This is a genomic window from Enterococcus haemoperoxidus ATCC BAA-382 (assembly GCF_000407165.1).
GTDB classification, from domain to species: Bacteria; Bacillota; Bacilli; order Lactobacillales; family Enterococcaceae; genus Enterococcus_L; species Enterococcus_L haemoperoxidus.
Map to the genome: position 1 here is coordinate 563,632 of NZ_KE136480.1, position 25,496 is coordinate 589,127.

20 protein-coding genes are annotated in these 25,496 nt (G+C 35.2%); 6 read left to right on the forward strand and 14 right to left on the reverse strand.

Annotated features, from left to right (window positions below; translation table 11 throughout):
* Positions 1-88: 88 nt before the first annotated feature.
* A complete protein-coding gene (locus tag I583_RS13360) occupies positions 89-1,060 on the reverse strand; it encodes a ribose-phosphate diphosphokinase (RefSeq protein ID WP_010761942.1) in 972 nt (323 codons plus the stop codon).
* 402 nt (positions 1,061-1,462) lie between these two features.
* Here I583_RS13360 and I583_RS13365 point away from each other — a divergent pair, with 402 nt between their 5' ends.
* Positions 1,463-5,233, forward strand: coding sequence for a 5'-nucleotidase C-terminal domain-containing protein (locus I583_RS13365; RefSeq protein ID WP_010761943.1), 3,771 nt, complete (start codon positions 1,463-1,465; stop codon positions 5,231-5,233).
* 562 nt (positions 5,234-5,795) lie between these two features.
* Here the strand turns inward: I583_RS13365 and glmU are convergent.
* The gene (glmU, locus tag I583_RS13375) at positions 5,796-7,178 is read right to left on the reverse strand and encodes a bifunctional UDP-N-acetylglucosamine diphosphorylase/glucosamine-1-phosphate N-acetyltransferase GlmU (RefSeq protein WP_010761945.1); all 1,383 of its coding nucleotides are present in this window, start codon (positions 7,176-7,178) and stop codon (positions 5,796-5,798) included.
* A gap of 438 nt (positions 7,179-7,616) precedes the next feature.
* Here glmU and I583_RS13380 point away from each other — a divergent pair, with 438 nt between their 5' ends.
* Together I583_RS13380 and I583_RS13385 are read left to right on the forward strand one after the other, a co-directional pair.
* Positions 7,617-8,264: a FusB/FusC family EF-G-binding protein gene (locus tag I583_RS13380; RefSeq protein WP_010761946.1), complete on the forward strand. Its 648-nt coding sequence runs from the start codon at positions 7,617-7,619 to the stop codon at positions 8,262-8,264.
* Positions 8,265-8,439: 175 nt separating this feature from the next.
* The gene (locus I583_RS13385) at positions 8,440-8,826 is read left to right on the forward strand and encodes a type II toxin-antitoxin system HicB family antitoxin (RefSeq protein WP_010761947.1); all 387 of its coding nucleotides are present in this window, start codon (positions 8,440-8,442) and stop codon (positions 8,824-8,826) included.
* Between the two features lie 643 nt (positions 8,827-9,469).
* Here the strand turns inward: I583_RS13385 and I583_RS13390 are convergent.
* Positions 9,470-9,943: a hypothetical protein gene (locus tag I583_RS13390; RefSeq protein ID WP_010761948.1), complete on the reverse strand. Its 474-nt coding sequence runs from the start codon at positions 9,941-9,943 to the stop codon at positions 9,470-9,472.
* Positions 9,944-11,002: 1,059 nt separating this feature from the next.
* Here I583_RS13390 and I583_RS13400 point away from each other — a divergent pair.
* Positions 11,003-11,374 (forward strand): GHKL domain-containing protein, encoded by a 372-nt coding sequence (locus tag I583_RS13400; protein ID WP_010761949.1) that lies wholly within the window; start codon positions 11,003-11,005, stop codon positions 11,372-11,374.
* 1,292 nt (positions 11,375-12,666) lie between these two features.
* On the opposite strand, the gene I583_RS16570 is transcribed toward I583_RS13400, so the two are convergent.
* The 11 genes from I583_RS16570 to I583_RS13450 form a co-directional block, all read right to left on the reverse strand.
* Positions 12,667-12,840, reverse strand: a complete 174-nt coding sequence (locus tag I583_RS16570) for a helix-turn-helix transcriptional regulator (RefSeq protein WP_010761950.1) — start codon at positions 12,838-12,840, stop codon at positions 12,667-12,669.
* A gap of 316 nt (positions 12,841-13,156) precedes the next feature.
* Positions 13,157-13,747, reverse strand: a complete 591-nt coding sequence (locus tag I583_RS13405; protein WP_010761951.1) for an immunoglobulin-like domain-containing protein — start codon at positions 13,745-13,747, stop codon at positions 13,157-13,159.
* Positions 13,748-13,840: 93 nt separating this feature from the next.
* Positions 13,841-14,446: a signal peptidase I gene (lepB, locus tag I583_RS13410; RefSeq protein ID WP_010761952.1), complete on the reverse strand. Its 606-nt coding sequence runs from the start codon at positions 14,444-14,446 to the stop codon at positions 13,841-13,843.
* Positions 14,447-14,474: 28 nt separating this feature from the next.
* On the reverse strand, positions 14,475-15,140 hold the full coding sequence (locus I583_RS13415; protein ID WP_010761953.1) for a hypothetical protein: 666 nt from the start codon (positions 15,138-15,140) through the stop codon (positions 14,475-14,477).
* Between the two features lie 83 nt (positions 15,141-15,223).
* Positions 15,224-16,306: a WxLIP family cell surface protein gene (locus tag I583_RS13420; protein ID WP_010761954.1), complete on the reverse strand. Its 1,083-nt coding sequence runs from the start codon at positions 16,304-16,306 to the stop codon at positions 15,224-15,226.
* A gap of 74 nt (positions 16,307-16,380) precedes the next feature.
* A complete protein-coding gene (locus I583_RS13425; protein WP_010761955.1) occupies positions 16,381-17,154 on the reverse strand; it encodes a WxL domain-containing protein in 774 nt (257 codons plus the stop codon).
* A gap of 28 nt (positions 17,155-17,182) precedes the next feature.
* The gene (locus I583_RS13430) at positions 17,183-17,974 is read right to left on the reverse strand and encodes a WxL domain-containing protein (RefSeq protein ID WP_010761956.1); all 792 of its coding nucleotides are present in this window, start codon (positions 17,972-17,974) and stop codon (positions 17,183-17,185) included.
* A gap of 1 nt (position 17,975) precedes the next feature.
* Entirely contained in the window at positions 17,976-18,314 is a 339-nt protein-coding gene (locus tag I583_RS13435; protein ID WP_010761957.1) for an EF2685/EF0750 family sortase-dependent surface protein, read from the reverse strand.
* Positions 18,315-18,330: 16 nt separating this feature from the next.
* Positions 18,331-20,784, reverse strand: a complete 2,454-nt coding sequence (locus I583_RS13440) for a lectin-like domain-containing protein (RefSeq protein WP_010761958.1) — start codon at positions 20,782-20,784, stop codon at positions 18,331-18,333.
* Between the two features lie 115 nt (positions 20,785-20,899).
* On the reverse strand, positions 20,900-21,616 hold the full coding sequence (locus I583_RS13445) for a winged helix-turn-helix domain-containing protein (protein WP_010761959.1): 717 nt from the start codon (positions 21,614-21,616) through the stop codon (positions 20,900-20,902).
* A 226-nt stretch (positions 21,617-21,842) separates the two neighbouring features.
* Positions 21,843-22,958 carry a tyrosine-type recombinase/integrase gene (locus I583_RS13450; protein WP_034683595.1) on the reverse strand — a complete coding sequence of 372 codons (1,116 nt, stop codon included), beginning with the start codon at positions 22,956-22,958 and terminating at the stop codon, positions 21,843-21,845.
* A 427-nt stretch (positions 22,959-23,385) separates the two neighbouring features.
* Between I583_RS13450 and I583_RS13455 the strand changes: the two genes are divergently transcribed.
* Both I583_RS13455 and I583_RS13460 read left to right on the forward strand, forming a co-directional pair.
* Positions 23,386-24,135 (forward strand): LytR/AlgR family response regulator transcription factor, encoded by a 750-nt coding sequence (locus I583_RS13455; protein WP_010761961.1) that lies wholly within the window; start codon positions 23,386-23,388, stop codon positions 24,133-24,135.
* 42 nt (positions 24,136-24,177) lie between these two features.
* Complete coding sequence (locus tag I583_RS13460) at positions 24,178-25,473, forward strand: sensor histidine kinase (protein WP_010761962.1); 1,296 nt, start codon at positions 24,178-24,180, stop codon at positions 25,471-25,473.
* Positions 25,474-25,496: the final 23 nt, after the last annotated feature.

Sequence of the window (25,496 nt, forward strand, 5' to 3'; positions counted from 1 at the left end):
TTGATATTTTTTAGCAAAAAAATAGACATCCTCTTTCTGTATTTTTACATACAGAAAAAAGATGTCTGTCATTTTTGGTCATTTGCTTTTAACGACGTTTTGTTTCAAACAATGGACTAACGGGTTTATTTTCATGGATACGCTTGATGGCATCACCAATTAATTCACCAACACTGATTTCATCGATTTTATCGATTTTACGATCATCAGAAAGATAGATAGAATCTGTTACAACTAACCGTTTGATGGCAGAATCTTCAATACGTTGTAAAGCTGGTCCTGATAAAACAGGGTGTGTACATGAAGCATACACTTCTTTTGCGCCAGCTTCTTGTAACGCATTAGCAGCTAATGAAATTGTCCCAGCTGTGTCGATCATGTCATCGATCAAGACACAGATTTTGCCTTCTACATGTCCAATAATATTCATTACTTCAGCAACATTCGCTTTGGGACGACGTTTGTCGATGATTGCAATCGGTGCTTTCAAATATTCCGCAAGTTTGCGGGCACGTGTCACACCACCATGGTCAGGAGAAACAACGACAACATCGTCTCCTTGAATGCCATGTTCCATAAAGTAATCTGCAATTAATGGAGCGCCCATTAAGTGATCCACAGGAATATCGAAGAATCCTTGAATTTGAACGGCATGTAGATCTAATGTCAACATTCTAGTTGCTCCTGCTTTTTCAAGCATATTTGCTACAAGTTTCGCTGTGATTGGTTCACGAGCACGAGCTTTACGATCTTGACGTGCATAACCATAGTAAGGCATCACAACGTTAATTGTTTTTGCACTTGCACGTTTTAAGGCATCGATCATGATCAATAATTCCATCAAATTATCATTGACTGGACTACTTGTTGATTGGATGACATAGACGTGAGAACCACGAATACTTTCTTCAATATTTACTTGAATTTCACCATCACTGAATTGCGTGACAGAAGATTTTCCTAATTCTACACCGACAGCAGCAGCGATTTTTTCTGCTAATGGACGATTCGAGTTAAGAGAAAAGATTTTCAATCTAGGATCAAAATAATGTTTTGACATGAGGACCTCCACTTTCTTTTACTGAACAATAGTTTCCTTATAAATAGTAGTCACTTTTTCAAAATAAATCAAGTGATTTTGAGGCATTCCTCTAAATTAATACGATTTTCTAATAAAAATCAGCAAGTCTTCACGCGAAAAAAATGAAAGTAGTCAAAATATGTGGTTTTTGTTATTTTCTTTTGAAAAATCAGAGCATTTCCTAATGACAACAGACAAGAAATATATTACTATTTAGGAAGACACAAAAATGAAAGCGCATTATTTTTTGTATTTAATTATGAACATTGCGCTGTGTATTATCTAGTTTCGCAGAAACTGTTGAACATTGTCACTATCTAGCTTCGCGGGCTAGTCTCGACTGAACGAGCCCGCTACGCTTTAAATTTAAGGAGGAATTTTGTGAAAAAGTCTGTTTTGAAAAAAGTACAACACGGGTTTCAAGTATTGATGGTTTCAACTTTATTAGCAGGTACCAGCGCCACTACTGCGTTAGCGATCGAGCAGCAAACTGGAGAATCAACGCAACCAGAAAGTACTACTGTTTCAAGTACAACATTATCGGATGAACAAGATACCACTACGCCAACTGATAAGGTTCAGACCTCGCAGAGACTTACCATTTTAGGCACTTCAGATGTTCACGGCCAGCTATGGGACTGGTCGTATGAAGATGATAAACAAACTCCTGTAGGGCTTTCTCAAGTTAGTTCTGTCGTAAATAATATTCGATTAGAAAATCCGAATGGCACTATTTTGATCGATAATGGAGATATGAACCAAGGAACGATTTTAACTGATGATTTGTATAATAAAGCTCCTTTGATCGATAAACCAAATCCAATGATCAAAGCGATGAATTATATGAAATATGATGCAATGGTATTAGGGAACCATGAATTTAACTTTGGATTAGACTTGATCAAAAAACTTAATACTGAAGCAGCGTTTCCAATCCTATCTGCGAATACCTATGTAAAAGACTCAAATAGCCGCTTTGTCGGTGGTACGATGAAGAAAGACATTGACCTAGATGGAGATGGAAAGAAGGATTTGACTGTCGGTATCATTGGGCTGACAACGCCACAAATTCCATTATGGGACGGTGCTAAAGTAGACAGCCTGTATTTTAATCCTTTAAGAGAAGAAGCAGAAAAAGCCGTAGCGGAGTTAAAAGATGAGACTGATATCATTGTCGCTTCGATGCATGCTGGACGTCAAAGCTCTGATCCTGCTTCAAGTGCTGATGAGGTCATCACTAAAGTTGCTGGTATTGACGCCTATATTTTGGGACACGATCATCGCTCTTTTGCAGAACAAGTGCAAGGACCAAATGGCCCTGTTCCAGTAGCAGGACCTAAAGATACCGGAACAGAAATGGTCAAAATCGATCTTGATGTCGAAAAAACTGCCGATAAATGGCACGTTAAAAATAGTAATCCAACAATTGTAAGTACCAAGACTGTTCCAGCTGACGAAGCATTAAAAAAAGAAACTCAAGAATACCATAACAAAACGAGAGAATTTATCTCTGAAAAAATCGGAACAGCAACTGGAAACTTTTTACCCGCTGAAGAAGTAAAAGGAATTCCAGAAGCACAACTTCGTCCGACTGCGATGATTTCTCTGATCAATAATGTGCAACGAAAAGCAACCGGCGCACAACTTGCTGCCTCTGCTCTCTTTAAAGCGGATAGTAAATTAAACGCAGGCGATATTTCTTATTCTAATATTTTTGATATTTACAAATACCCTAACACACTGGTCAGTGTCAACATTACTGGAGAAAATCTACTAAAATACATGGAAAATCAAGCAGATTACTACAACACGCCTGGTCCAGATGATCTAACAATCAGCTTTAATGAAAAAATCCGTGTGTATAACTATGATATTTTTTCTGGAATTTCTTATAAGATCGATATTTCTAAACCGCATGGTGAACGAATTATCAATCCAACAATCGACGGAAAACCAGTTGACCTTACAGCAAACTATACGATTGCTATGAATAATTACCGTTATGAAGGTTTACTAACGCAAGGAATCGTTACAGGGGAACCAATCAAATCCACTGATCCTGAAACATTACGCGGATTAATTGCTGATTATATCCGTGAAAAACAAACTCTTGATCCGGCACAAGAAATCGAGCACAACTGGGAATTGATCGGTTATCATTTTAATAAAAATTGGCGTGATCTAGCTGTTAAACTAGTGAATGATGGTACCTTACAGACACAACCTGCTGCCGATGGTCGGACACCTAACGTCAAACCAATCACGAAACAAGATGTGCGCAACGCAGGTTATCAGCCTGATTCAGAATCAATCACAATCATGCATACCAATGATGTGCATGGACGTTTGGAAGGAAACGGAAAAGACGTCTTAGGTATGGCACGTTTGAAGACTTATAAAAACGCGATCAATCCAGACCTCTTGATCGATGCTGGTGATGCGTTCCAAGGCTTGCCGATTTCTAATTTCTCTAAAGGGAAAGATATGGTCAAAGTAATGAATGAAGTTGGCTACGATGCGATGGCTGTTGGGAATCATGAATTTGATTTTGGTTTAAAAACTGCATTGGAATATAAAGACGAGTTAAACTTCCCAATCTTATCCAATAATACATTCCAAAATGGACAATTAGTTTTTGAACCCTATACAGTCTTAGAAAAAGACGACAATAAATATGCAGTTATCGGCGTAACAACACCTGAAACAGCCACAAAAACCCATCCAAACAATGTGATAGGTGTGACTTTTGCTGACCCAATCATCGAAACTAAAAAAGCAATCGAATCAATCAAAAATTCAGGCGAAACAATCACTGCATACGTTGTGACGGGGCATCTAGGCATCGACGAAACCACTCCTCACGAATGGCGTGGCGATACTTTGGCTGAGACACTAAGCAAAGAATTCCCTGATTTAAATATCACCGTTTTGGATGGACATTCACATACAGCCGTTGATGGCGGAAAACAATTTGGAAACGTGATGTACACACAAACTGGAAATTATCTAAACAATGTCGGTTTAGTTAACGTTAATTTGACAGACCTTAGTAAAAAGACCGCCTCACTAACACCAGCAGACACTTTAGCAACGCTAGAAGAAAATCCTCCAGTTAAAGCATTAGTTGATCAAGCTAGAGCGAACTTTGAAGCTTGGGGATCAGAAGTCGTGATTGAAAATAATCCTTATCAATTTAACGGAGAACGCGACAATGTGCGAACCAGAGAAACGAATTTGGGGAATCTGATTGGCGATGCGATGTTAACTTACGGACAGCAAGGCTTCAAAAATAAAACCGATTTCGCTGTAACAAATGGCGGCGGTATTCGAGCAAATATTGAACCAGGTAAAGTGACGTTAGGTGATGTCATTGCTGTTATGCCTTTTGGTAATAGTATTTCTCAGATAAAAGTGACAGGTAGTCAAGTTAAAGAAATGTTTGAACTTTCGCTTCGTTCAATGGTGCAAAAAGACGAAAATGGTACAGTAATTTTAGATGAATACAACCAACCGAAACTAGGGGCAAATGGTGGTTTCCTTCATGTTTCAAGTACCATTCGTGTACACTATGATTCAACGAAAAAAGGCTCTCTACTGCCAGCAGATGAAGGAAACGGAACAGACAAAACCATCATCGGTGAACGAATCTTACAAATTGAAATTCAAGACCGCAAGACTGGAAAATTTGCACCAATCGATGAAAAAGCCACTTATCATATGGCAACGAATGATTTTCTGGCAGCTGGTGGTGATGGCTACGATATGTTAGGTGGTGAGCGTGAGGAAGGACCTTCTTTAGATACCGTTTTGATCGATCATCTAAAACAAGGAACAAACATTCGTCTATACGATGCCGCAACAAATATCGATCTCGCACAATACAAAGAACCCTTTCCAGGTGAACGGATCATTTCTATTTCAGAAGCTGAGTTTAATAAGAAAAACAAACCTAAACCTGTACCAAACCCAGATCCAAAAGATCCAATTATAACAAAACCAGATGAGATAAAAGCAGCAAAACCTGTTGGAAAAACAGCAGATTATCCAAAGATGGGTGAAACGATTGTTACTTATGGAAGTTTAGGGTTACTTATCATTGGTCTTTCAAGTTATAGTTTTTATAAATATAACCGAAAGCGGAAAATAGGATAGATAAAAAAGAGAGCTAGCCACCTGCTTAGCTCTCTTTTTTGTCTTCTAATATATTTGGCGAATAATGGTTTTCTTTTTTTATACATCCACGCTCTTTCTGATTGTTTCTCGTTAACACTTTTCTTTATAAATGTTAGTTTATTTGATCTATAATTCTTTGTTTGAGCTCATAAATATAACTCATCACGTCTATATCATTGCGTTCAATATATCTCCACAGAATAGCGCCCCAAAAAAACAAATTCCCTAACACCAAAAAAGAAATAATCTTTTTGTTTCTTGCAGAAATATACGCCTCTCGCCATTTAGGATCATTTCGTCGCTTTTTTAAGAATTCATAGGTATGGTATGCCATAAGTTCACTCCTTTAACATGCTACAAACCAACATATTATTTTCTTCATGTTACACTTATAATTAATTATGACATAAAAAGAAAACAATAACTATAAAAATATGTATGATTTTTAATATTAAGTAAGAATAATGTTTTGCAGACATGATAAAACAAATAAAAAAGAAGATGAATGCCAAAATATCAGCATTTATCTTCTTTTTATTCTTTACTTCTCGTTATTCATATAAGGCATATTCTTCCCATAGCCTTCTTTATTCACTTGTCTTGCTCGAGCAATTGCCAAGTCAAATTCTGCCACATCATCCGTAATCGTTGAACCTGCTGCGATAACTGAATTCGCTGCAACATTCACAGGAGCAATCAAGTTTGTCGCTGACCCAATAAATGCATGATCGCCAATGCTAGTCCGATGTTTGTCTTTGCCATCATAGTTCACAAAAACTACACCGCAGCCAACGTTAATATTTTTACCTAAGTCAGCGTCCCCAACATAAGTAAGATGACCGACTTTAGTATCTTCTGCCACCGTTGCATTTTTGATTTCCACAAAATTACCAACGTGAACACGTTCGCCGATTTCAGCTTTTGGACGGATATGCGCAAATGGCCCTACATCCGCATCTTTGCGAATAATACTTTCTTCGACAACTGATTGGGTGATTTTCACATTATCTTCAATTACACTATCAACGATTTCAGAATGGGAACCAATAAAACAATCATCACCGATCACTGTTTTCCCTTTTAAATGCACACCAGCTTCAATCACTGTATCTGAACCGATCACGACACCTTCGTCAATATACGTTGAGTCAGAATCGACAAATGATACACCATTTCTCATATGCATCGTATTCAAACGACGGTGCATGATTTTATTCGCCTCAGCTAAGGCCACACGATCATTGATTCCCATCGCTTCTTCAAAATCAGCCATTTGATAGGCCGCGACAGTTTTACCTTCTTTTTTAAGGATCTCAATAATATCTGTTAAATAGTATTCCCCTTGGGCATTGTTGGTATTGATTTTAGATAAAGCATTAAACAAGGCTTCATTATCAAAACAGAATGTTCCAGTATTGATTTCTTGAACACGAGCTTCTTGTTCTGACGCATCTTTTTGCTCCACGATTTTTTCAACGATCCCTACATGATCGCGAATGATACGACCGTATCCAGTTGGATCTTCCGCATGCGCTGTTAAAATCGTCGCACTTGCGTTTTTACCTTGATGGTAATCAAAAAGGTTCGCTAATGTTTCGGAAGTCAAAAGCGGTGTATCTCCTGTAATAACAAGAGTCGTTCCTTTTTTTCCTGCTAAATGCGATTCTGCTTGCAACACAGCATGTCCTGTTCCTAATTGTTCTGCTTGTAAAGCATATTGGCTACGCTCACCTAAATGGCTTTTGATTGCCTCTGCCCCATGCCCTACGATTGTGACAACTTCACTTGGATTCGTTTTTTCGACTTGGTCCATGATGTGCTCTACCATTGGTTTTCCAGCGACAGGATGCAACACTTTATAAAGTTTTGATTTCATACGTGTTCCTTTACCAGCAGCGAGGATAATGACATATCTGTTTTCCAATTGCTTCACTCCTAAAATTTGTTTTATTTTCAATAGTTTAGTTCGATTTAAAATAGCGCCATGTTTTAGTTTAGCTTACTCTTTATGGTTTTTCAACTGAACCAATTGCTTTTTTGCTATACCAATTTATAATTTTACGTGTTTGCGTTATAATATATCTACTTATACGTTATCTAGCTACACGAGCTAACCTTTCGAAAGAAAGATAAAAATGGATTGTGACAAAAAACGTCACATTCAATTTTTCCTATTTTTCTGTCAAGGTTGAACGAGCTCGTTTCGCTTTTATTTAGGGGGGTGATAATATGATACTTAAACAAACACACGTATCTCATTCAAAAGCCCATTCAGGTTTGACATAATAAAGTGCTTTGGTTGTTGAAGGATTGCCTTTACGCAAAGTACTTTATCACTTGAATGATAGAGAGGAAATCCATTATGACAAAACAAATACAACCATATCAATTTAATTTTATTAGAAAACAAGCCAATATTTTGCTACAAGCTCATTTATCTGTAAATGATAAAAATACAATCAAAACACTACAAGCGATCGTTCTTGAGAAAATCAATGAACAGTTTGGTGCAGATAAAGATCCGTTACAGCCATTGCTAGAAGGATTTTTAGAAGCTGCGACTTCTAAGCCTAGACTGGAACAGTATTTGGAAGGGTTAAAAGAAGCGGTTATTCCGTTTGATCCGCCTTCAAAACAACAACTGACAAAGCTCTTTAAAAAGACGAAGAAATTGAAAATTCCAGACTGGGAAACAATGGATTTGAGAGATTATACTTTTTATAGTTGGAATGATAGTGGAAAACAGCAGAAATTTATTATCGCTTCAATCGATGGACAGCTAGTCGGCGTTTCAGGAACGATTGCTCCTACGACTCAAAAAGGCATCTGCCCGATTTGTCATGAAACATCAGAAGTTTCGATGTTTCTGTCTAAGGTGAAAGAATCTGGTGATGGTATGTACACAAAGCGTGGGAATTATATTTGCTATGACAGTGAGAAATGTAATCATAATATTGAACGTAGAGAAGAGTTAGAAGCGTTCGTTCAGAATGTGAAGTTTATGAAGTAAAACATTACCTAGAGGAAATCGCCTCTAGGTTTTTATTTTTTTGACTTTCTCAATTTTGCTATTGGCAAGGAAAAATTGGGGGAACTTGATGTTTTTATCAAATTTAGCCTGATTTTTAGAATCATTTGACTATTTGGCATTATTAGATTAACTAGCTATTTCTCTTTAAACTAAAATGAGTAGTCTAGTTGTATACCCAGCAATTTTTAATCAAGAAGGAAATAACTATAACGTTACATTTCCTGATGTTCCAGAAGTAATGACATTCGGCAATGGTATCGATCATGCTGTAGACATGGCTCAAGAAACTTTGGGTTTGGCAATTTATAATAAAACAGAATTGCCTACCACATCTGATCCAAGAAAAATAAAATTAGACAATGAAACGAATTTCGTCTTAATGATCACGTTAGATCTAAATGAATATAGAAGAAAATTTCATTCAAAATCTGTAAGAAAAAATACAGCGATTCTAGAATGGATCAACGACTTAGCCGAAAAAGAGAATATAAATTTTTCACAGACTTTGACAGAGGACCTTAAAAATAAGTTAAATGTTTGAAAATTTATGCATGCTGTTTAAAGTTATTGTACGAACTAGCTCTTGTTAATAAAGCATTTCCACCGAAAACAAATATGGTCAAAGTCCACTTGGTTTTCACACTAAAAATGATATCCTTTTTTAATCAACTTAGTCTTCTCTCACGGGAAAAGTAACTAAATTAAAATTCTGCTGGATGGGGATTAATCTAATTGTTTTTAGTTTCCTCAGATTGATAGTATGATCTTTGATTTTTCAAACTTGATGAAAGAATAAGAAATTTGGTTATCTAGAAAATTTATGATGGATTGTGAAATTAGACTGTTTAGCTGTTCTTATGGATGCCAACCGTTGATTTTTAAAAACCACAGCGATATTCCCAGCAATCTGTGATAATGTCACTTTCAGACTGTATATTCCCTAGTAATGATTATTATAGAAAAAATTTATAGAGACAACCTGTCAACATTCTTATAACTCTCTATCGATATACTTTCATTTTCTTCTAAATAAAACATTCCTGGATCAATTTTGATACATTTTTTTATCTCTACAATTCAAATAAAAAGAATCTCACAGTATGGATCACTCCTTTAAAAAAAGCTTGATCCTAAAATCTAAACAGAAGGTTGACTCTACTCTAGAGTCTGATGCTACTTAATAATTAAACAAATGAAGTCCGGTGCTCAAGAACCCAGCTTCTCAACTCAGCTTTCTCCATTGAACTAACTACTATCACTTGATCCCAAAACTCACTTTCAGAAACAAAGCCATAATGACGCATCTTAGTTAAAAGAGTAGCTGCTTCTTTTTTTAGATAGTCCATGTTATTCAAACGTTCATCCTCATATTTATCAATGATAGGTTGTGAAACGTTTATAAATTGAATTAATTGTGCTTTATTCATATGAAGCCCAATTTTTATAAGATTAGAATTGAATTGATTAATACTAATTGCTCGAACGTTGTATAATTGAAGATTTACATCTCCCGCTTTTGTTACTAATAGATTGAATTCAACATCTCTATTTTGACTTGTTGTTACAACTGTTTTTGCTGAAGCTTCTGTATTAGAAGACAACAGCCCCCCGAAAATTGTTAAAGATAATACTGCCGAAAACAAAATCATTTTTTTCATAACATACTCTCCTTTTTCTAGTGAAATAAAAATCATCACTCTTGAGTAGAGTCAACCTTCTATTTAGTTTTTATTCACTATTATTCTGTATAGTCGACAACCACACCATAAATTTATCGCATTTCCCGATTTTCATTAAAGTAAATGCGCATTGATTGTGAGACTTGTTTCTTTCCTTACATTTCCTCATCATTACTAAATAAAATAATTTTTCTGCTGTTGCCCATTGGTCTACTTCAACGTCATTCTGCCATAAGAGACTCCGCACAATACTGCACCAAATAAACTGACGCTTCACTTTCCCTTTTGATAGACCTAACTCCATATCATAGAAGTAACAATAGCAAAGTCACCCCTGATGACCAATGATCTAGATACTCATAACGACGCCGATTGGACAATAAAACACTCGCAGCATAAACAAAAACCTATACAGTATATGAAGTCAGTGCTAAAAAATAAAAGAGGAAAAAAACAAACCAGTCAGTCCAAAGTAAAAGAATGAGATACTACCATATCAACTCGTATCATTGACATCAACCATCGTTTTGACAGGTAGATTCCAAATTCCGATCTCTTTACTCATAGAAGCGCCACCTGCTAAGAAAGAAGGAATGAAGTAAGAAAACCAGATTTTTTTATAGCGCTTTGGATCCATCAGAAAACGGCAAAGGGGTAAAATCTTTTAATAACATTAACTTACCATTTAAGTACTTTTTAAGGAACACACTTGCAAGCGCTTACCATCATACTTTTATGATATAATCACTTTTCACCATAATAATATTTGTATTTTATTGAAAAATAGTTTTACAAAAAGGATATTAGAACTTAAAGCTGGGGTGAATAATCAAAACCAATTTCTACATTTTAGAAGCTGACAAAGCAATTGATTTAGTGAAAGTTATTACCGATTTTTCTACAGAGATTCTTAGCCCAAGTCTGTTTCACGCCATGCCCTTAATCGAAACCCCATCCGTTCAAGGGCTATTAAATAATTTTGTCAGTCATTGTCTTGAAAAAAATATTGCGCTTGACCTATAAGTCTGGAATCAAATCGTGGATATAGAAATCAGCACTGTATACCTGATACGCATTTTATCATTCTTACTAGACAATGCGCTTGAGGCCGTTGAACAAAGAGAAACGCCGCAAGTTCAAATCCATTTTTCTAAAGATAATACTAGCACAACGATTACTGTGGCTAATTCTTATCTACCTCTGGATGATAAAATCTATCTATCGATTTTTAAAAAGAATCATAAAGACATAGGTCTTGCTATTCTTTCAAGAAGTCTTAAACAGTACAAAAACGTTCGCTACACGATTAATAAAGATCCTACGACGTTTACCACTACTTTAACTATTACCGCTCCGGATTGCTTTTCATTTTTTTGCAATCAGACAAAAAAACAATCAATATGTACGTAATCCGTTTTCACTTTAAGCCTTTTTATCACAATGAAAAGAGAGATATGCGTTAACATACCTCTCTAATGTAGATTATGCCAGTAAAAAACTGGCAGGCTGTTTTCAGGTGTTTAAACCATCTTACTTGCCAAAGTAACACACAGCTCATTTTTAAATGCTATAAATAGTGGGGATTATTCCTCGCTATTTTAATGCGTCAAATATAAAAACTGGATATACTTTGTTTTTATATTCGTTCACCAACGCAAGTAAATCCAAAAAAATTCTCCCTCATTTATCAAACTTGTCCTGTTTTTTGGACAGTTTTGACTATTTGAATTCTTTCACGATATTCTATTGACTATTCCAACCTCTTTAAGTTAGAATAAATTTACAACATAAAATAAAAAAAGGCGCCCTGTCAGAAGACGGACATCTTCTAAACAGAGCCCTGTATTATCAGCGTAAACTAATAATACAAGTTGCCTCGCCAATAATTTCTTATTGACTAATCTTATTGTACTAAAAGTAAGAACAGATTTCCATTCTTTTTTACTTATTCAATAATGATAGTGAATGGTTATTTAACGAACGCTTCATGGTATTAGTAGCTGACTAATATCATTTTTTTGTGTTTAAAATCAGGTAATTAGAGCGAAAAACAAAATAAAAAGGCACTCTGTAAAAGGACGGACATCCTCGTACAGAGCCTCATATTATCAGCGTAAACTAATAATATAAGTTGCCCTAGTCAATATTTGCATATCGACTCTTTCATTTTACTCAATTTTTGTAAGAAATACTAGTACTTTTTACAGATTTTAGTGTATTGAAGTAGTTGGTGGTTATTTGTTGCACTTTTGCACGGTATTAGTTGGTAGCTAATGCCGTATTTTTTCGCTCTTTTTATAAATAGCAAGCACCGCTCTCTCCTTTTTCAATACGATATTTTCGTATTGGTATTCTACCAATTGGTGCTTGCGAGCGGATTTACTAGGATCGATCACTACCATATGTTGCCCCTTCAATCAAAAAAGGCAGCCAAGTCAATGCGTATAAATGGGTTAGAACAGATAAATAAAAAATTTCTTAAGTTTACATGATTGAATGGTGCATCGTAACGATTGTTTTTTAGTCTATCCGTATTCTTAGCAATCCGTCTGGCGGAAGATGGGTCGTTAAATAAAAAGTTCGCAGGCCTGCAGAACCTGCGAATTTCAAACAGCTGTTTATCACTTTAGAAACAACCCAACCATTTTTTTACTATTACTAGATAAACAGCTGTTTGTTTTTCTTGTTTAAAACCATTGTTCTTATTTTTTATAGCTTAACTGAATATTGTTTAACTGTTTCAAAATATCACTATTCGGATGACTCTTTCCATTTTCCCAATTTGAAATACTTTGTCTCGTTACATACAACATATCTGCTAACTCTTGTTGCGTTAAATTCAATTGTTCTCGCTTCTTTTTTACTTCTGTAACCATTGTCTTCTCCCTACTTGTTATACTATACACTTATTATAGGGCTTTTATTTTAGAAAAAACAATAGTGATTTTGAATAGTTACAATTCGTTTTTCTGATATTTAAAATACCAACAATTTAATACATAGTTTGGAACACACACACAATTCCACACTTATTGAAAGTACACAGATCAACCATTCTTTACTCTGAAACTAAACAATAGAAAACAGGTAAAACAACTGAAAAAGAATGGCTAAGGATATATGATCATCCTAGCCACTCTTTTTCAGTTCCTAACATCTTTCTTGATATCAGCAACTTTACAATCTTCTAGCTTACATCACATAAACATTAATTGTTTTACTATCAGAATTCCCAGCTGAATCTGTGATACTGTAATTTACTGAGTACATACCAGAAACGGACATATTCACATGACTACTGACTTTGATATTTTTACTGATATCGCCGTCTTCTGCATCCCAAGCAGTTGCATAACTTAATGGGTTGAATGACGTTCCTCTAAAAACAACTTGACCCGTCGCTTTTAATTCTGGTTTGTTGTCAGTCAGAGCTGTTACGGTCACTTTTCTATTTTTAAAAATATAATCTCCTTGACCATCAAAAGCAACATACGTTAAGTCGTACGTGCCAGCTTTATTAAGATTCAGGCTATTGTTTGAAACGAAAATTTGCGCATTTGGACTAACTGTTCCCTTACTTGATACCAATGTAACACCTGCTCTAGGATTGAATTTCTCCCCCATAGCGACCGTTATATCGTCGGCCCCTTTAAATTTAAGGCCCACTGTTGCTTTACTTTGTACATTACTTTCTGCTGATGCAGCTTTTGGAGCAACTGCTGCGCTGAATCCTACGCCCATTAAAACGGTTGATGCAATAACATACTGACTAATTTTTTTCATAAAAAATCTCCCTCTTGTTACTATTTTTTTATGTCAATCGCTTATTACAACGATTAAACCAACCCTGTGTATCTTTTTCTATTATGATGATTATCATTTTCTCAACAGTTGAAATAGCGATAAGCGTAATTCTACTTTCCCGATCACTGCTTGTTCGTCAACCAATCCATAGTAACGACTATCTGTCGCATAATTGCGATTGTCACCAAGCACAAGGTATTTTCCTTTTGGAATCATACCGTTATTTGTTTCCATAATGTCGATTGAATCAAAATCTTCCGTAATCACTTGATCAGCCAATTTAGCTTGCACTAACTTTTTCTGTAAAAAACGCTCTACGACTAATCGATCATCAATATAAAGTTCATCATTGTGATACCTTACCCGCTCACCTGGCAACCCAATGACTCGGCGAATCGAGGTGCCATTTCCATCTGGTTGCTTAAAATAAATCAATGAAAAACGCTTTGGCTTCCCCAATCGATCCACATAAACGCGGTCTCCATCATTTAACGCTTCCCGCATGCCATAGCCTTCATTTTTAGGCAACGCAAAAACGACGTTTGAAAGAATAAACAATAATAAGAACACAATCAAAAACGTGATGCCTAGTTCTTTGCTGATTTCTTGAAGAAATCGCTTTTTGCTATTTTTCTTCCTTTGTTTTTTCCTATTATTGGATTTTTTTTTGCTACTCATTTAGTCTCACAGTCATTTCTTAAATCCTTTATTTCTTTTGTTTCAACGCCGTTTCGTTCACGTTGAAATACGTAAAGACTTTTTTCTGGATCGTTTGAACTTTTTTGATATCTGCTAAGTAATTTTCATAAGTTGTTTTTTCTTGCAAACTTTCGACTGATTGGTTATTCAAGTTTAGACCGAGCTCTTTCATTTGTGAATAATAGCGATTGAGCAATTGTTGACCTTCCACTGTCAGTCTCGGATCCGCATAGCGAATTCCAAAACCAGATAGCTTTGCAGCTAATTCACGTAAGTTTTTTTTCGTTTTCTCAACATTTGATGTTTCTTGCGTCAATGCTAATTGTTCTGATGTTTTATTTAATAAATAATATCCTTCTACAATACCGTCCGAATCACGATCCCCTAAATTTGTTGCTTGGTGGTAGCGGGAAAATGCGGCTCCGCTTGCTAAGACTGTCCCTAAGAGGAAGAATGTCAGCCCTAATTGAATTTCTCTTTTCCCTTTTTTCAGTAACATACGCGCTTTCTTTTTAAGAATTCTACGCTTTTTTTTATTTTTTGGCCGAAGTTGTTTTAATTTAAGGCGTGCTTTTTTTGTTAAAAAATACGAAATCAAACAAACAATTGAAAAAATCATACAGAGGATAGCTGTTGAAAGTATCCCGATGAATAGCCAATCTAGTATCGACATTTTTCTATCCCCCAGTGATTGGCAGTTTTAGCAATGGTCTGCTTTGGTGCTGCCACTTTTTTGATTATTAAAAAAATTTAAATTTAGCGCTTTTTAGTTCCTTTATTCTTTTTACTAACTGATTTCTTCTTTTTCGCTTTTTTCTTATTCTTTTTCCTAAAGAAGCGAACCACAAAGAATAGGATCACAGTAAGTCCTAATACTCCTGACACAATCAACATGATCGTCGTCCAATTTACTCGACTCTCTTGTAATAAACTGACATCTTCTTGGTTGAATTTATCGGCTTCTTCATCGGTGATCTTAAATTCTTGTTCCCATTCCCACTTGCCGTTATTTTCAGTGGTGACTAAAATATGAGCACGATAGTCACCTGCAACCATTTTTTCGCCATTCATCAAAACGGGGAAATTAATTTGTGAGTTAGGTGCCATTCTCATTTTATTTTGCTTGGTATCGTATAACACTTCGTCTGAACCTTTTTTCATAATTTGAACATCTACTGTCATATCATCCACATAGACAGGTTTTGTATTTGAATAATTGATAAAAACCGCATTACGATAATTTTGTTGCTCAGCAAATACTGTATTGAGTTTAAGTTCTGGTTTTAGTGCCGTATCTGTTTCCGTTAAGATCATGCCGACTAAATAACCATATTCATTTTTGATCATCGCTTCTTGGCTTTCTGTTTGCCCTTTTTGAATCATATAGATTCCGCCTGAAATCACTCCGTCATATTGAGAATCTGGCATTTTTATGTTTAATTGGTAATCAATACTTTGGTTAGCCGGAATTTTAACGGTTTTTTCACCCTTTACTAGATCAGCAAAATCATATTTTAGTGACTTATCTTTTTCTAGTTTTGAAGGACCATATTCGATAACGCCATTTGTGTTCGTTTTAGCGCTATTTAGTGCGACTTCTACGGTGATTTCTTCTGAGGAACTGTTATTCATTTTGATCGTGATCGTTTGTTCCTGACCTGGTGTCATCCGCAAATCGTAATAGCCGACTGCTTTATTATGTTGATTTTCAGGTTGAATGATTTTGTACGTAAACCCACTGCCCTCATCTTCAGTAGCTAATCCTGTTGTAGGGAAGAAATAAAGATTTGTTCCTATGTATAAAATAATCATCAAGTAAATTAAAAAACTTTTTTTCATTCTATTTTGTCCCTTCTTTTATAAAATGAACAAGTTCACCAACTATGGTGGACTTGTTCACACTCTTCACTTTATTATCTTGCGTCAGCGATTGTCCAAGTGATTATTGAAGAGTAGCCGCTGCTTGTTGATAATTTGTTTCCTGTTGAAGGAACCCATAATTTAACAGAATCTGCTTCAGTGCCGTCCGCAATATCACCAAATTGGAGAACAAATTGACCAAATCCTTTATCTGCTGTATCTTGTGTAACAAAGGTTGTTGGCGTTGTACCATCTGTTTCAACGACTTGCGTTGCAGGTACACCGGCTATATTTACTTGATTTTGATCCGCAGTACTGACTAGCTTCACATTACCAAATTTTAATTGCGCTGATTTTAGTTCTTGTTTTTCTGTATTGGTAAATTTTGTCGCTTTTGCTGTTAATGTATGTTTATTTGGTTGGTTATCTGCACGTGTATCTTTAAATTGAACAAAGTTTGGACTTACTACTTTTGTTCCATCTTTATAGACAACTTCGGCAGCTTTGGCAGTATATTCCCATCCATTACCTGAAGCTGGTGTTACTTTATTATTTCCAAAATTCAAATCAGTTAAAGAAATCACTTTCAAAGGTCCTTTAGCTGGGTTAACTGGTGGTTCTGTGATTGGATTTTCAGGATCGATCGGTTTTGTTGGGTCTGTTGGATCAACTGTTTGGTCTTCTCCATCATCTTCACTAAAGTTGATTGTTCCTTTTCCGAACCAATTAAATGGATCATCTGCTGCTTGTGCAGCATTTGGTAATGCCACTGCTGCTCCTAGTACTGCTAATAGTGTGGCTGCGCATAATTTGTGTGTTAATTTCATGTGTGTTTCCTCCTAGAATTTGGTTGATTTATGGTAGCTCGGATAATATCCAAGTTAACACCGTTTGGTAGTTCCCTGGCTCTTTTGCTGCCTTGCCAGGTACAAATAAAGAAATCGCTTTATTTTCGTAGATTGGTTGATTATTGAACGTTGGATCCGTCATCGGATTGTTTTGTTCATCCAATTTTGGCTTCAGGGTATCTGCTCGTTTTTTATCATTATTCACAGATGCACCGAAGATGATTGCCCAGGTTCCATCACCCGTAGTTGGTTTTGCTTCAGCTAAGTTATAGACTTCACCAATGTTTAAAAGCCGAATAACTTCTTTAGAAACGGTGGGTGCCGTTGCTGGATCATTCATTGAATTTGCCCATGATTGGTCAAATGACAGAACCGCGCCCTTTAACTCTTTAGTTTTCGCCGAGTGATTCTGAAACTGAGTCTCTTGCTTTAGTTGTAATGTCCAACCTGAGCTGTCGTTTCTAAAATCCGATACTTGGACGAAATTTCCTCTTGCTCCAGTCTCATCTTTGAACAATTGAGCATTTCCATAATAGGTTTGATCTTGATCAGAAATCGTTGCTTTCCAAAAATTGATTTGAGGAACAAAATCAAAGCGTAATAGATTATCTGTTTTAGGGCTTTCCCCTGGATCAGCAGGTATTTCTGGACGTTCTGGGTCCATCACTTGTAATGGGTGTTTTCCATTAAATTCGATTGTTCCTTCGCCAGAATAATTCGTTGCATCCGCCTTGACAGATACTGGATTTACAAATAAAGCGAGCAACACCAGGAAACTGCTGAATCGTTTTTTTTTCATCTCAATCACGTTCTCCTTTAAGCGCTCTTCTCTTTTTCCAAAAGAAAAGAAGCAATGCAAGCAGACTTAACGCAAAACCGCAGAAAAGCAAACTGATTTTTATTAAATCCCCTGTACTTGGCAAGCGACCTGTCGATTTTTTCTCCTTTTTTGATGGTTCATCATGCATAGCATCACTTGTCTGCTTTGTTGAAGGATCGGCTTCCCCAAAGACAATCCCTGCATTTGTCTGTACTTGTCCGCCTTCCTCAGCTGCCCAGCCTACGTTGTCCGGACTGAAAGACACGGCTAGAAAAATCAACAGAGTGAGAATAAAACGAATAATTCGATACTTTTTCATGATAGTCTTCCCTCCATTAATAGGCTTCTTCTATTTGCCAAGTTAGTGTCGTTTCATATTTTCCTACTTGCTTAACAGAGCCAACGGGAACATTCAGACGTAACCCTTGTTTTTCTGGTCCCCACGTTTCTGCACTAATATCATACTTACCAGAGGCTTGATGTTTTGAGTGGAAGACTTCCTGAGCATCTGTAGAAATTTCTTTCTCGCCAGTAGTTGTCTGGTAACTTAGGGCATTTGGCAATCGGTGTGACGGATCTCCTGGAATACTAAAATCTTGTGATTGTTTCAACGTGATTTTCCATGTGCCTAATGTTGAGCGGTTGTCCCAAATAACCAAATGTTGGTCATAATTTGGGTCGTTGAATTTTTTGTTTTTTCCACTCACTTTTTGGTCACCGAAATCAATAGTATTAGGAGCTGATTCAATAAATAGCGTGCCTTTAAAGGTATATTTCCGCGTAACACCTTCTGGTCCAATCAAGAGATTTTTCTCATCTAATGGTGGTGTGTCCAACACATAATTCAGTGCTTTAACTGCTTTAAGCTTTTCAAGAACCTGCTCATTTTGGCTTAAATCAATACGATCAGAAATCGCCGCTTCAAATGATGAATCATCAACAATTGGCTGATCATTTTCATCCAAAAAGGCTATTGTTACCGTAGCAAAGCTTTGAATGACGGTAACCTTAATTTTTTTATCTACTTTAATACTTCCACTACCATAAGAAGCAGTCACTTCATAAATGCCAATATCCGCAATTTCAGGTGGCTTCGGCAACTGATCTATCGACAAATCCAATTGTTTTTTGTCGATTGGATTGACAGACAATTCGTCATACTGCCATAGCTTTAGATCTGCTTTTTCTAGAATCAATCCAAGCAGTGCTGCTTCTGTTTTTGGATAATCTTTTATAGAAACTCCAAAGTCCTTCCCATAGATGATATATTGACTACTCTTGACAACATCTTTATTTTGAACAAAAATCGGAATTGTCACGTCCCCTGCATTGCCTTTTTCGTCAGTCAACGTAACTTGGAAACTACTAGGCCCTATAGTTTTAACGATACTTTCGATATCTTGTCCTTCTTTTAAGGTAATGCTGATTTTATCTTTAGGTGAAAAGTTATCTTCATAGTGCGTTAAAAAACTACTATAGTCGGAAGTGTTTGATATAGCTTGGCTGTCTCCTGCATCAATAAACGTTAGTTTTCCGCTCCCAAGCGGAGCCTCACCGTCATAGGTGATGTCGTACGAGGCATCTATCCCTGAAATAAAGTTTTTAGCGACCGCTTGTGATTTCAGTGTCAACTTTGTATCACCTGTCACGTTAATATCTTTCACTTTAAATTGAATATCGACAAGTGGATTCATTTTTGATAAATCGTTTGGCAGCGGATAAACTAGTTCGTTATTGTTATACGTTGGTGTTACAGGGACACCATTTAAAAGAAATGTGCCTGGCTGGTATTCTTGATTTGGGGACAAATCAAACTTAAAGATTGGTTGAATCATGTTCTGTTTACCGCCCATATACTGCCCTGAATAATGAACTGTCACCTCAGAATCTTGCGTGATGCTTTGGATTTTTTGTCCTTTAGCATCTGTAACTTCAACATTTCCAGTGTAATTTACTAATCCAGGAACTGATTTGAATGCAACAACCGCTTTTTCAGAAAATTTTCCCGTTGAACCAGTAAATCCCCAATAAACACTATCTGTTCCAAATGTATCTCTAGAAATACGAACCGAAATTGGTGCTAAGTCATCAAATGTATACGTTAAATACCCAAGTTTATCCTCGTTCCAAGCAGTCCATTTTATTTTCAATAGACGCCACTGCCCATCCCCAAGTTTAAACGTTGGATACTGCAATCCTGAATGGATGTTACCAGTTATCGCCAAATTTGAAGAATTGTATTGATAAGAAGAAAGTTTATCGGGAAATGCATAAGCAATATGTCCTTTATCTGCATTTCTATCTACGCTAGAGTCAAAATTATCGCCGTTATAATACGTATCAAATTCAATGGCAAAACTTCTCTTCAATTGCCTTTCACCGACTTTGTTAGGAAATCCAGAAATAACTTTCTCCCCATAAATCGATAAACGAGCCCCAGGTAACCCAGAAAAATTAGCCACTTTATCTGGGTCATTATGCATGACAAAAGCGATTCCGTCCGCCTCTCCATCAAGGTACATATACATTTCAGAGTAAAAATCCTTTGATAGATCCATTTTATTTTGCTCTGTAGAAAAAATACTCCCGATTTGACTTTCTTTTTTATCCGTAATCACAACATTATTTCCTTCAACATAACTATTGGCTCCGCTGGGTGTTACAAAAATCTGATCTACTGGAATACTTTGCGGTGCATCGGTATAATCTGAAGCTTCTGCTTTTAATGGAATCCAACCTATACTAAAAATCGTCACAGTCAGTATGGAGCGTTTTACTTTAGCTAACATCTTCTATTTTCACCTCCTTCCGATTGAGATTTTCCCCTTTTTAATCATGTCAAATACATCTACCTTAATCAGAATAATGAACTTTATTGAGCGCCTCTGATTTATCGCTTGGTATTTATTCGACAGTTACCGTGGGGACAAACATATATCCTCTTGTCCGCACGGTACGAATATAATTGTTCCCTTGGCTATCTGTGCCTAATTTTATACGTAGCTTAAACACAACATTTGTTACCAGATATTGGTAGTTCTTACCTATTCTCTTACTTGTATCCCAAACTTTTTTATATAGTTCTTGATATGTTAGCGTTTCTCCTGCATTCTGCATCAATAACGTTAACATTTGGTATTCTGTATTTGTCAGCTCGATTTCTTCACGACCATTTTTGACTACACTTATATTCTGCGAATTAAGTCGTAATGAATCTACTGCCTTTTTATCTACTTGTTTTCCCTTATTAGGTGCAACGCTTTTTTTGACCAAGCTCAGCATACGTTTCAATTGAATAAATATAACTTCACTGTCTATATCATTTCTAGCAATGCCGTCAATTCCTAATTGTAAATACACCAAATCTGTCGTTTTCACTTTATTTTTTGTGATTAATAAAAGATAGCCTTTAAATAATTCTCTGACTTTTAAAATCAATTCATAACAATTTAAAGAAGTCCTATTTTCTGTTTCATCTATAAGTAGGACATCCAAGCCTTCACTATTATGCTCAAAATCATCCCAGTGAATAATTTGAACTTGAAATTCAAGTTTTTTTAATACATCTAAATACGGTCTGTCCGTATTTTTTGATGTAGAAAGAATACCGATAGAATACATACCTGTTCCTCCATTTTTCAATTAATTGTTTTTTTTTAAGATTGTTCTATTTTTTTAGAACTCCAGTTGTTTTCTTTATTCTTCAACTCTTTTTTCGTGTATACTATCTTTATCTAAAGATCGTTTTTCCTAGAAGTATTCCTTCTAAGAAAATGTATCTTTTTTCTTTATCTTTTCTATAGTTTATTAATCGATTGACGATTTTTTGACGACTAATACTTACAACTTAGTGCCTTAGCTGAAGTTGTGTATCGATCAAAGAAATTGCTTTTTCCCTTGTTTCCCACAAAGAACCTGCGTAGGTATCTAAGGTCATTTTTGTGGATTTATGGCCTAGCAATTTACTCAAAGTAGCAATGTCGATACCTTGTTCGATACAGCGTGTGGCAAAGGTATGTCTGAGTACATGAAAGTGAATATTTTCCAGTTTGGCCTCTTTTGTCATCTTTTTAAAATGATGATTGATCAATCTTGGTTCCATATACTTATTTTTATGACTAATGACAAACTCACTTGTTGATCGTTCTTTCTTTTCCATAAGATAATCAGCTAAATTCGCAGCAATTGGGATCTTTCTGATTGAGCTTTCAGTTTTTGGTGAACCAAAAATGATTTTAGTTTTTGTCTTTGAATTAGCGATCGATATTCGCTGAAGGGTTCTTTTAATACTGATCACTCGATTTTCTAAATCAACATCAGACCAAGTCAATCCACTAATTTCACCAATTCTAAGCCCTGTATACAAAGAAATGATAACAGATGAACACGCTGTTTCTTGTAACGCAATTTTTTCCAATCTCTGCTGTTGTTCTATAGTTAAAACAAAGATTTCTTTCTTTTTTATTTTTGGTGATACTATCGTGCTACACGGATTTTCAACGATTACTTTTTCTGAATACGCTTTGGATAAAGCACTTTTCAAAATCACATAGATATTATTGATCGTTGTGTTACTAAGCCCTTTTCCTGATAAAGCTTTTAAAAACCATTCAATATCCCTGTCACTGAGTAATGTTAATTTTTTCCTACCCAATAAAGGAAAGATATGCTGTTTCATTTTTGAGTGGTACGACGAATGTGTTGATATCTTTATTTGCTCTCTAATCAATATGTTTAACCAGTAATTCATCCATTCCTCAACCGTGCCTTGAAACAGCGATATTCGTCCTGATGTAGCACTATATTGCCCTTTTAGTAATTCCAATTGTTGTTTGACTTCAACGTATTTACTACCGTATACATAGCCATAAATTATTTTTCCATGTTCACTGCGTGCTTTGCGGTAACGGCCTTCCCAGCGGCCATCTTTACGCTTATAAATATTTTCACCTTTTTTAGAAATAGTGATTCACTTCTTTCTGAAATTTTTTGACGGTACATCTGACGGCTAAAAAGGAAATTCGAATTTTTTTAACGTTTTTCTAAATCAAAACACCATTATTTTTAAATTTAAATTAAAAGAAATTCATAAAACACTCTAGACTTTCTTTCTTTTTTGTATTATCATCCTTAATATGAGGTGTTTTTGAAGAAAAATGACAAAAAAACAAATTTCTTGTTTTTCTTAGAAGGAATACTTCTAGGAAAAATTATTCTCTATTTTATGATCATTACTCACTGAAATTTCTTTTTTTAGTTTTCGATAACAAAATCATTTTATTATAAAAAAAAGATAAATTCTCAGCACTAAAGCGTTTTAATTCCGCCTTAGTGCTTTTTTAGTTTATACTGTGGGTACTACTGAAAGAATAAATACGGGGGACCGCATCATGCTAAACACTATTTCTGTTTATGTCATCGAAGACCAGATTGCTTATCGTTCTGAATTACAAAAATATATTAGTTCCTTAAACAGCCCTAACGATGACAATAATTATAAAATTATTCCAATTGAAAATTTTGTTGATTTTCATACCGATGTAAAAAATTTAAACATAAAAGACAATGATATTTTTTTGATTGATATCGATTTAAACTTATCATTTACTGGAATCGACCTTGCTAAACTGATTCGAACAAAAAATGATCTTTGTTTTATTGTATTTTTAACTAATTTAAGTGATAAAGGTATCGATGTTATCAATCAAAATATCAATGCTACTTCCTATCTTTTAAAAGGAACCACTTTAGATACAGTTCGCGTAAAAAAACTATTTGCTTCTATTCAATCTGATATAAACGCACGCATACATAATGAAGAAGGGTACTTAACCTTGAAAAAAGCTGGTGAAACAATTTATTTAAAATATGCAGATATTCTTTATATTCAAACCATCACCGGGGTTCGAAATATGTTGATGGTTAAGACAATCAATTCAGAAGAGATAGTAGATGGCACCCTCAATAAACTGAAGAAAAAGATACAGTCACCCTATTTTTATATTGGATTGCGGTCGTTTATTATTAATCTCTCACATATTTCTTCACTAAATTATTTACTTGGGCTTGTGATATTTGATGAGGGAACTGAATTGGATGTAGGGGAAAAAATCGTTTATAAACTGAAAAAAAGTTTATAAATCAAAATAGGCAGGAATATTCCTATAGAGAAAGGAGCATCTATGGAAGCATACTTATGGAGTTTTTTACTTTCTATCAATTTTCTACAAGTTTGTTGGCTTATAGGATATAAAAATTTTTATTTTTTAAATAAATCTATTTTTCTTACGTGTTACCTTATTATTTTTATTGTGGTAACGTTATCCTATCGACATATTAATTTATTTGGTTTTTTAATTTTATTTATTTTTATTGAAAATTGCTTCATTTATCAACGTTTTAGAAAATGGAGTATGGTTGCCTTTTTTTATCTTTTAAAAAATGCTTTGATGATTCTCTCTTGGTTATTTACTTGGCATCTATTCCACTTTTTTTGGCGGAACAACTATCTAGACTCACATCTACACGATACGTTCAAGCCTGTTGTATTGCTTCTTCAACAACTATTGCTTTTTACCTTGATTCAGCTTTGTCTTTGGTTGAATAATAAATATTCGATCTTGACTTCAATCTCCCAACTTCAAAAAAAATATACATTGCTTTCTATATTTTCTCAGATTATACTTTTGCTTCTCAACATTCTCAAACGAGAGAATCGTATAGAAATGGACTATGAATCCTACTTTTATCTTACGTTCATTCTATTAGCACTATCTGCAGTATTTAGCTTTACAGTCTATCTTATTAGCCACTATTATCAGCAGCAGCAACAGATTTACTATCTTTCTAAAAAATCCTTAGAAGAATCAAATAAAGTCTCTTTAGCACATGAATTTCAACATGATTATCGCAACATCTTATTAAGTTTGAACACTTATCTTAGTCAAAACAATATTGAACAAGCTCGTGCTTATCTTACTTCTATTACTAATTATTCAAGTTCTTTAACGAGTGAAAATTTTGTCTCACAAATTTCTATCGTGAACATTCTGCCTGTTCAAGGTCTGCTTATAAATTTTTTTGAACAATGTAAAAAAAATAATATTGCGGTTTATTTTTCAGCAAATCAGCAACTCTCAGAACTAGATATCTCAATCGATCTCATAGATTTCATTCGTTGTCTATCCATTCTTTTAGATAACGCAGTTGAAGCTTCACTAGGTAAAAACTCAGCTTCTATCCATGTAACTTTTGAGAAAAAAAAACAACGCCTTGTAGTTGAAGTAAGTAATCCTTATGAAGGCGAGCTCATTCTTAGTAACGTTCTTAAAAAAAATTTCACAACCAAAAAGAACCATCAAGGAAAAGGTCTTTATATTTTTACTAAACTGCTCAAACAATACGAAGATGCCCATTACTCTTTTAAGCAAGATAATGATGCTTTCATCGCAATGTTTTCGTTACCGAAAAATAGTTGATTTTTCCATAAAAAAAGTGCCTA

Coding starts and splice junctions, on each gene's coding strand:
- lepB (WP_010761952.1), bottom strand. CDS start 14,446: ATGAGTAGCAAAAAAAAATCCAATAATAGGAAAAAACAAAGGAAGAAA.
- I583_RS13405 (WP_010761951.1), bottom strand. CDS start 13,747: ATGAAAAAAATTAGTCAGTATGTTATTGCATCAACCGTTTTAATGGGC.
- I583_RS13360 (WP_010761942.1), bottom strand. CDS start 1,060: ATGTCAAAACATTATTTTGATCCTAGATTGAAAATCTTTTCTCTTAAC.
- I583_RS13390 (WP_010761948.1), bottom strand. CDS start 9,943: ATGAAAAAAATGATTTTGTTTTCGGCAGTATTATCTTTAACAATTTTC.
- I583_RS13430 (WP_010761956.1), bottom strand. CDS start 17,974: ATGAAAAAAAAACGATTCAGCAGTTTCCTGGTGTTGCTCGCTTTATTT.
- I583_RS13425 (WP_010761955.1), bottom strand. CDS start 17,154: ATGAAATTAACACACAAATTATGCGCAGCCACACTATTAGCAGTACTA.
- I583_RS13440 (WP_010761958.1), bottom strand. CDS start 20,784: ATGTTAGCTAAAGTAAAACGCTCCATACTGACTGTGACGATTTTTAGT.
- I583_RS13435 (WP_010761957.1), bottom strand. CDS start 18,314: ATGAAAAAGTATCGAATTATTCGTTTTATTCTCACTCTGTTGATTTTT.
- I583_RS13460 (WP_010761962.1), top strand. CDS start 24,178: ATGGAAGCATACTTATGGAGTTTTTTACTTTCTATCAATTTTCTACAA.
- I583_RS13455 (WP_010761961.1), top strand. CDS start 23,386: ATGCTAAACACTATTTCTGTTTATGTCATCGAAGACCAGATTGCTTAT.
- I583_RS13385 (WP_010761947.1), top strand. CDS start 8,440: ATGAGTAGTCTAGTTGTATACCCAGCAATTTTTAATCAAGAAGGAAAT.
- I583_RS16570 (WP_010761950.1), bottom strand. CDS start 12,840: ATGGTTACAGAAGTAAAAAAGAAGCGAGAACAATTGAATTTAACGCAA.
- I583_RS13445 (WP_010761959.1), bottom strand. CDS start 21,616: ATGTATTCTATCGGTATTCTTTCTACATCAAAAAATACGGACAGACCG.
- I583_RS13380 (WP_010761946.1), top strand. CDS start 7,617: ATGACAAAACAAATACAACCATATCAATTTAATTTTATTAGAAAACAA.
- I583_RS13420 (WP_010761954.1), bottom strand. CDS start 16,306: ATGAAAAAAAGTTTTTTAATTTACTTGATGATTATTTTATACATAGGA.
- I583_RS13415 (WP_010761953.1), bottom strand. CDS start 15,140: ATGTCGATACTAGATTGGCTATTCATCGGGATACTTTCAACAGCTATC.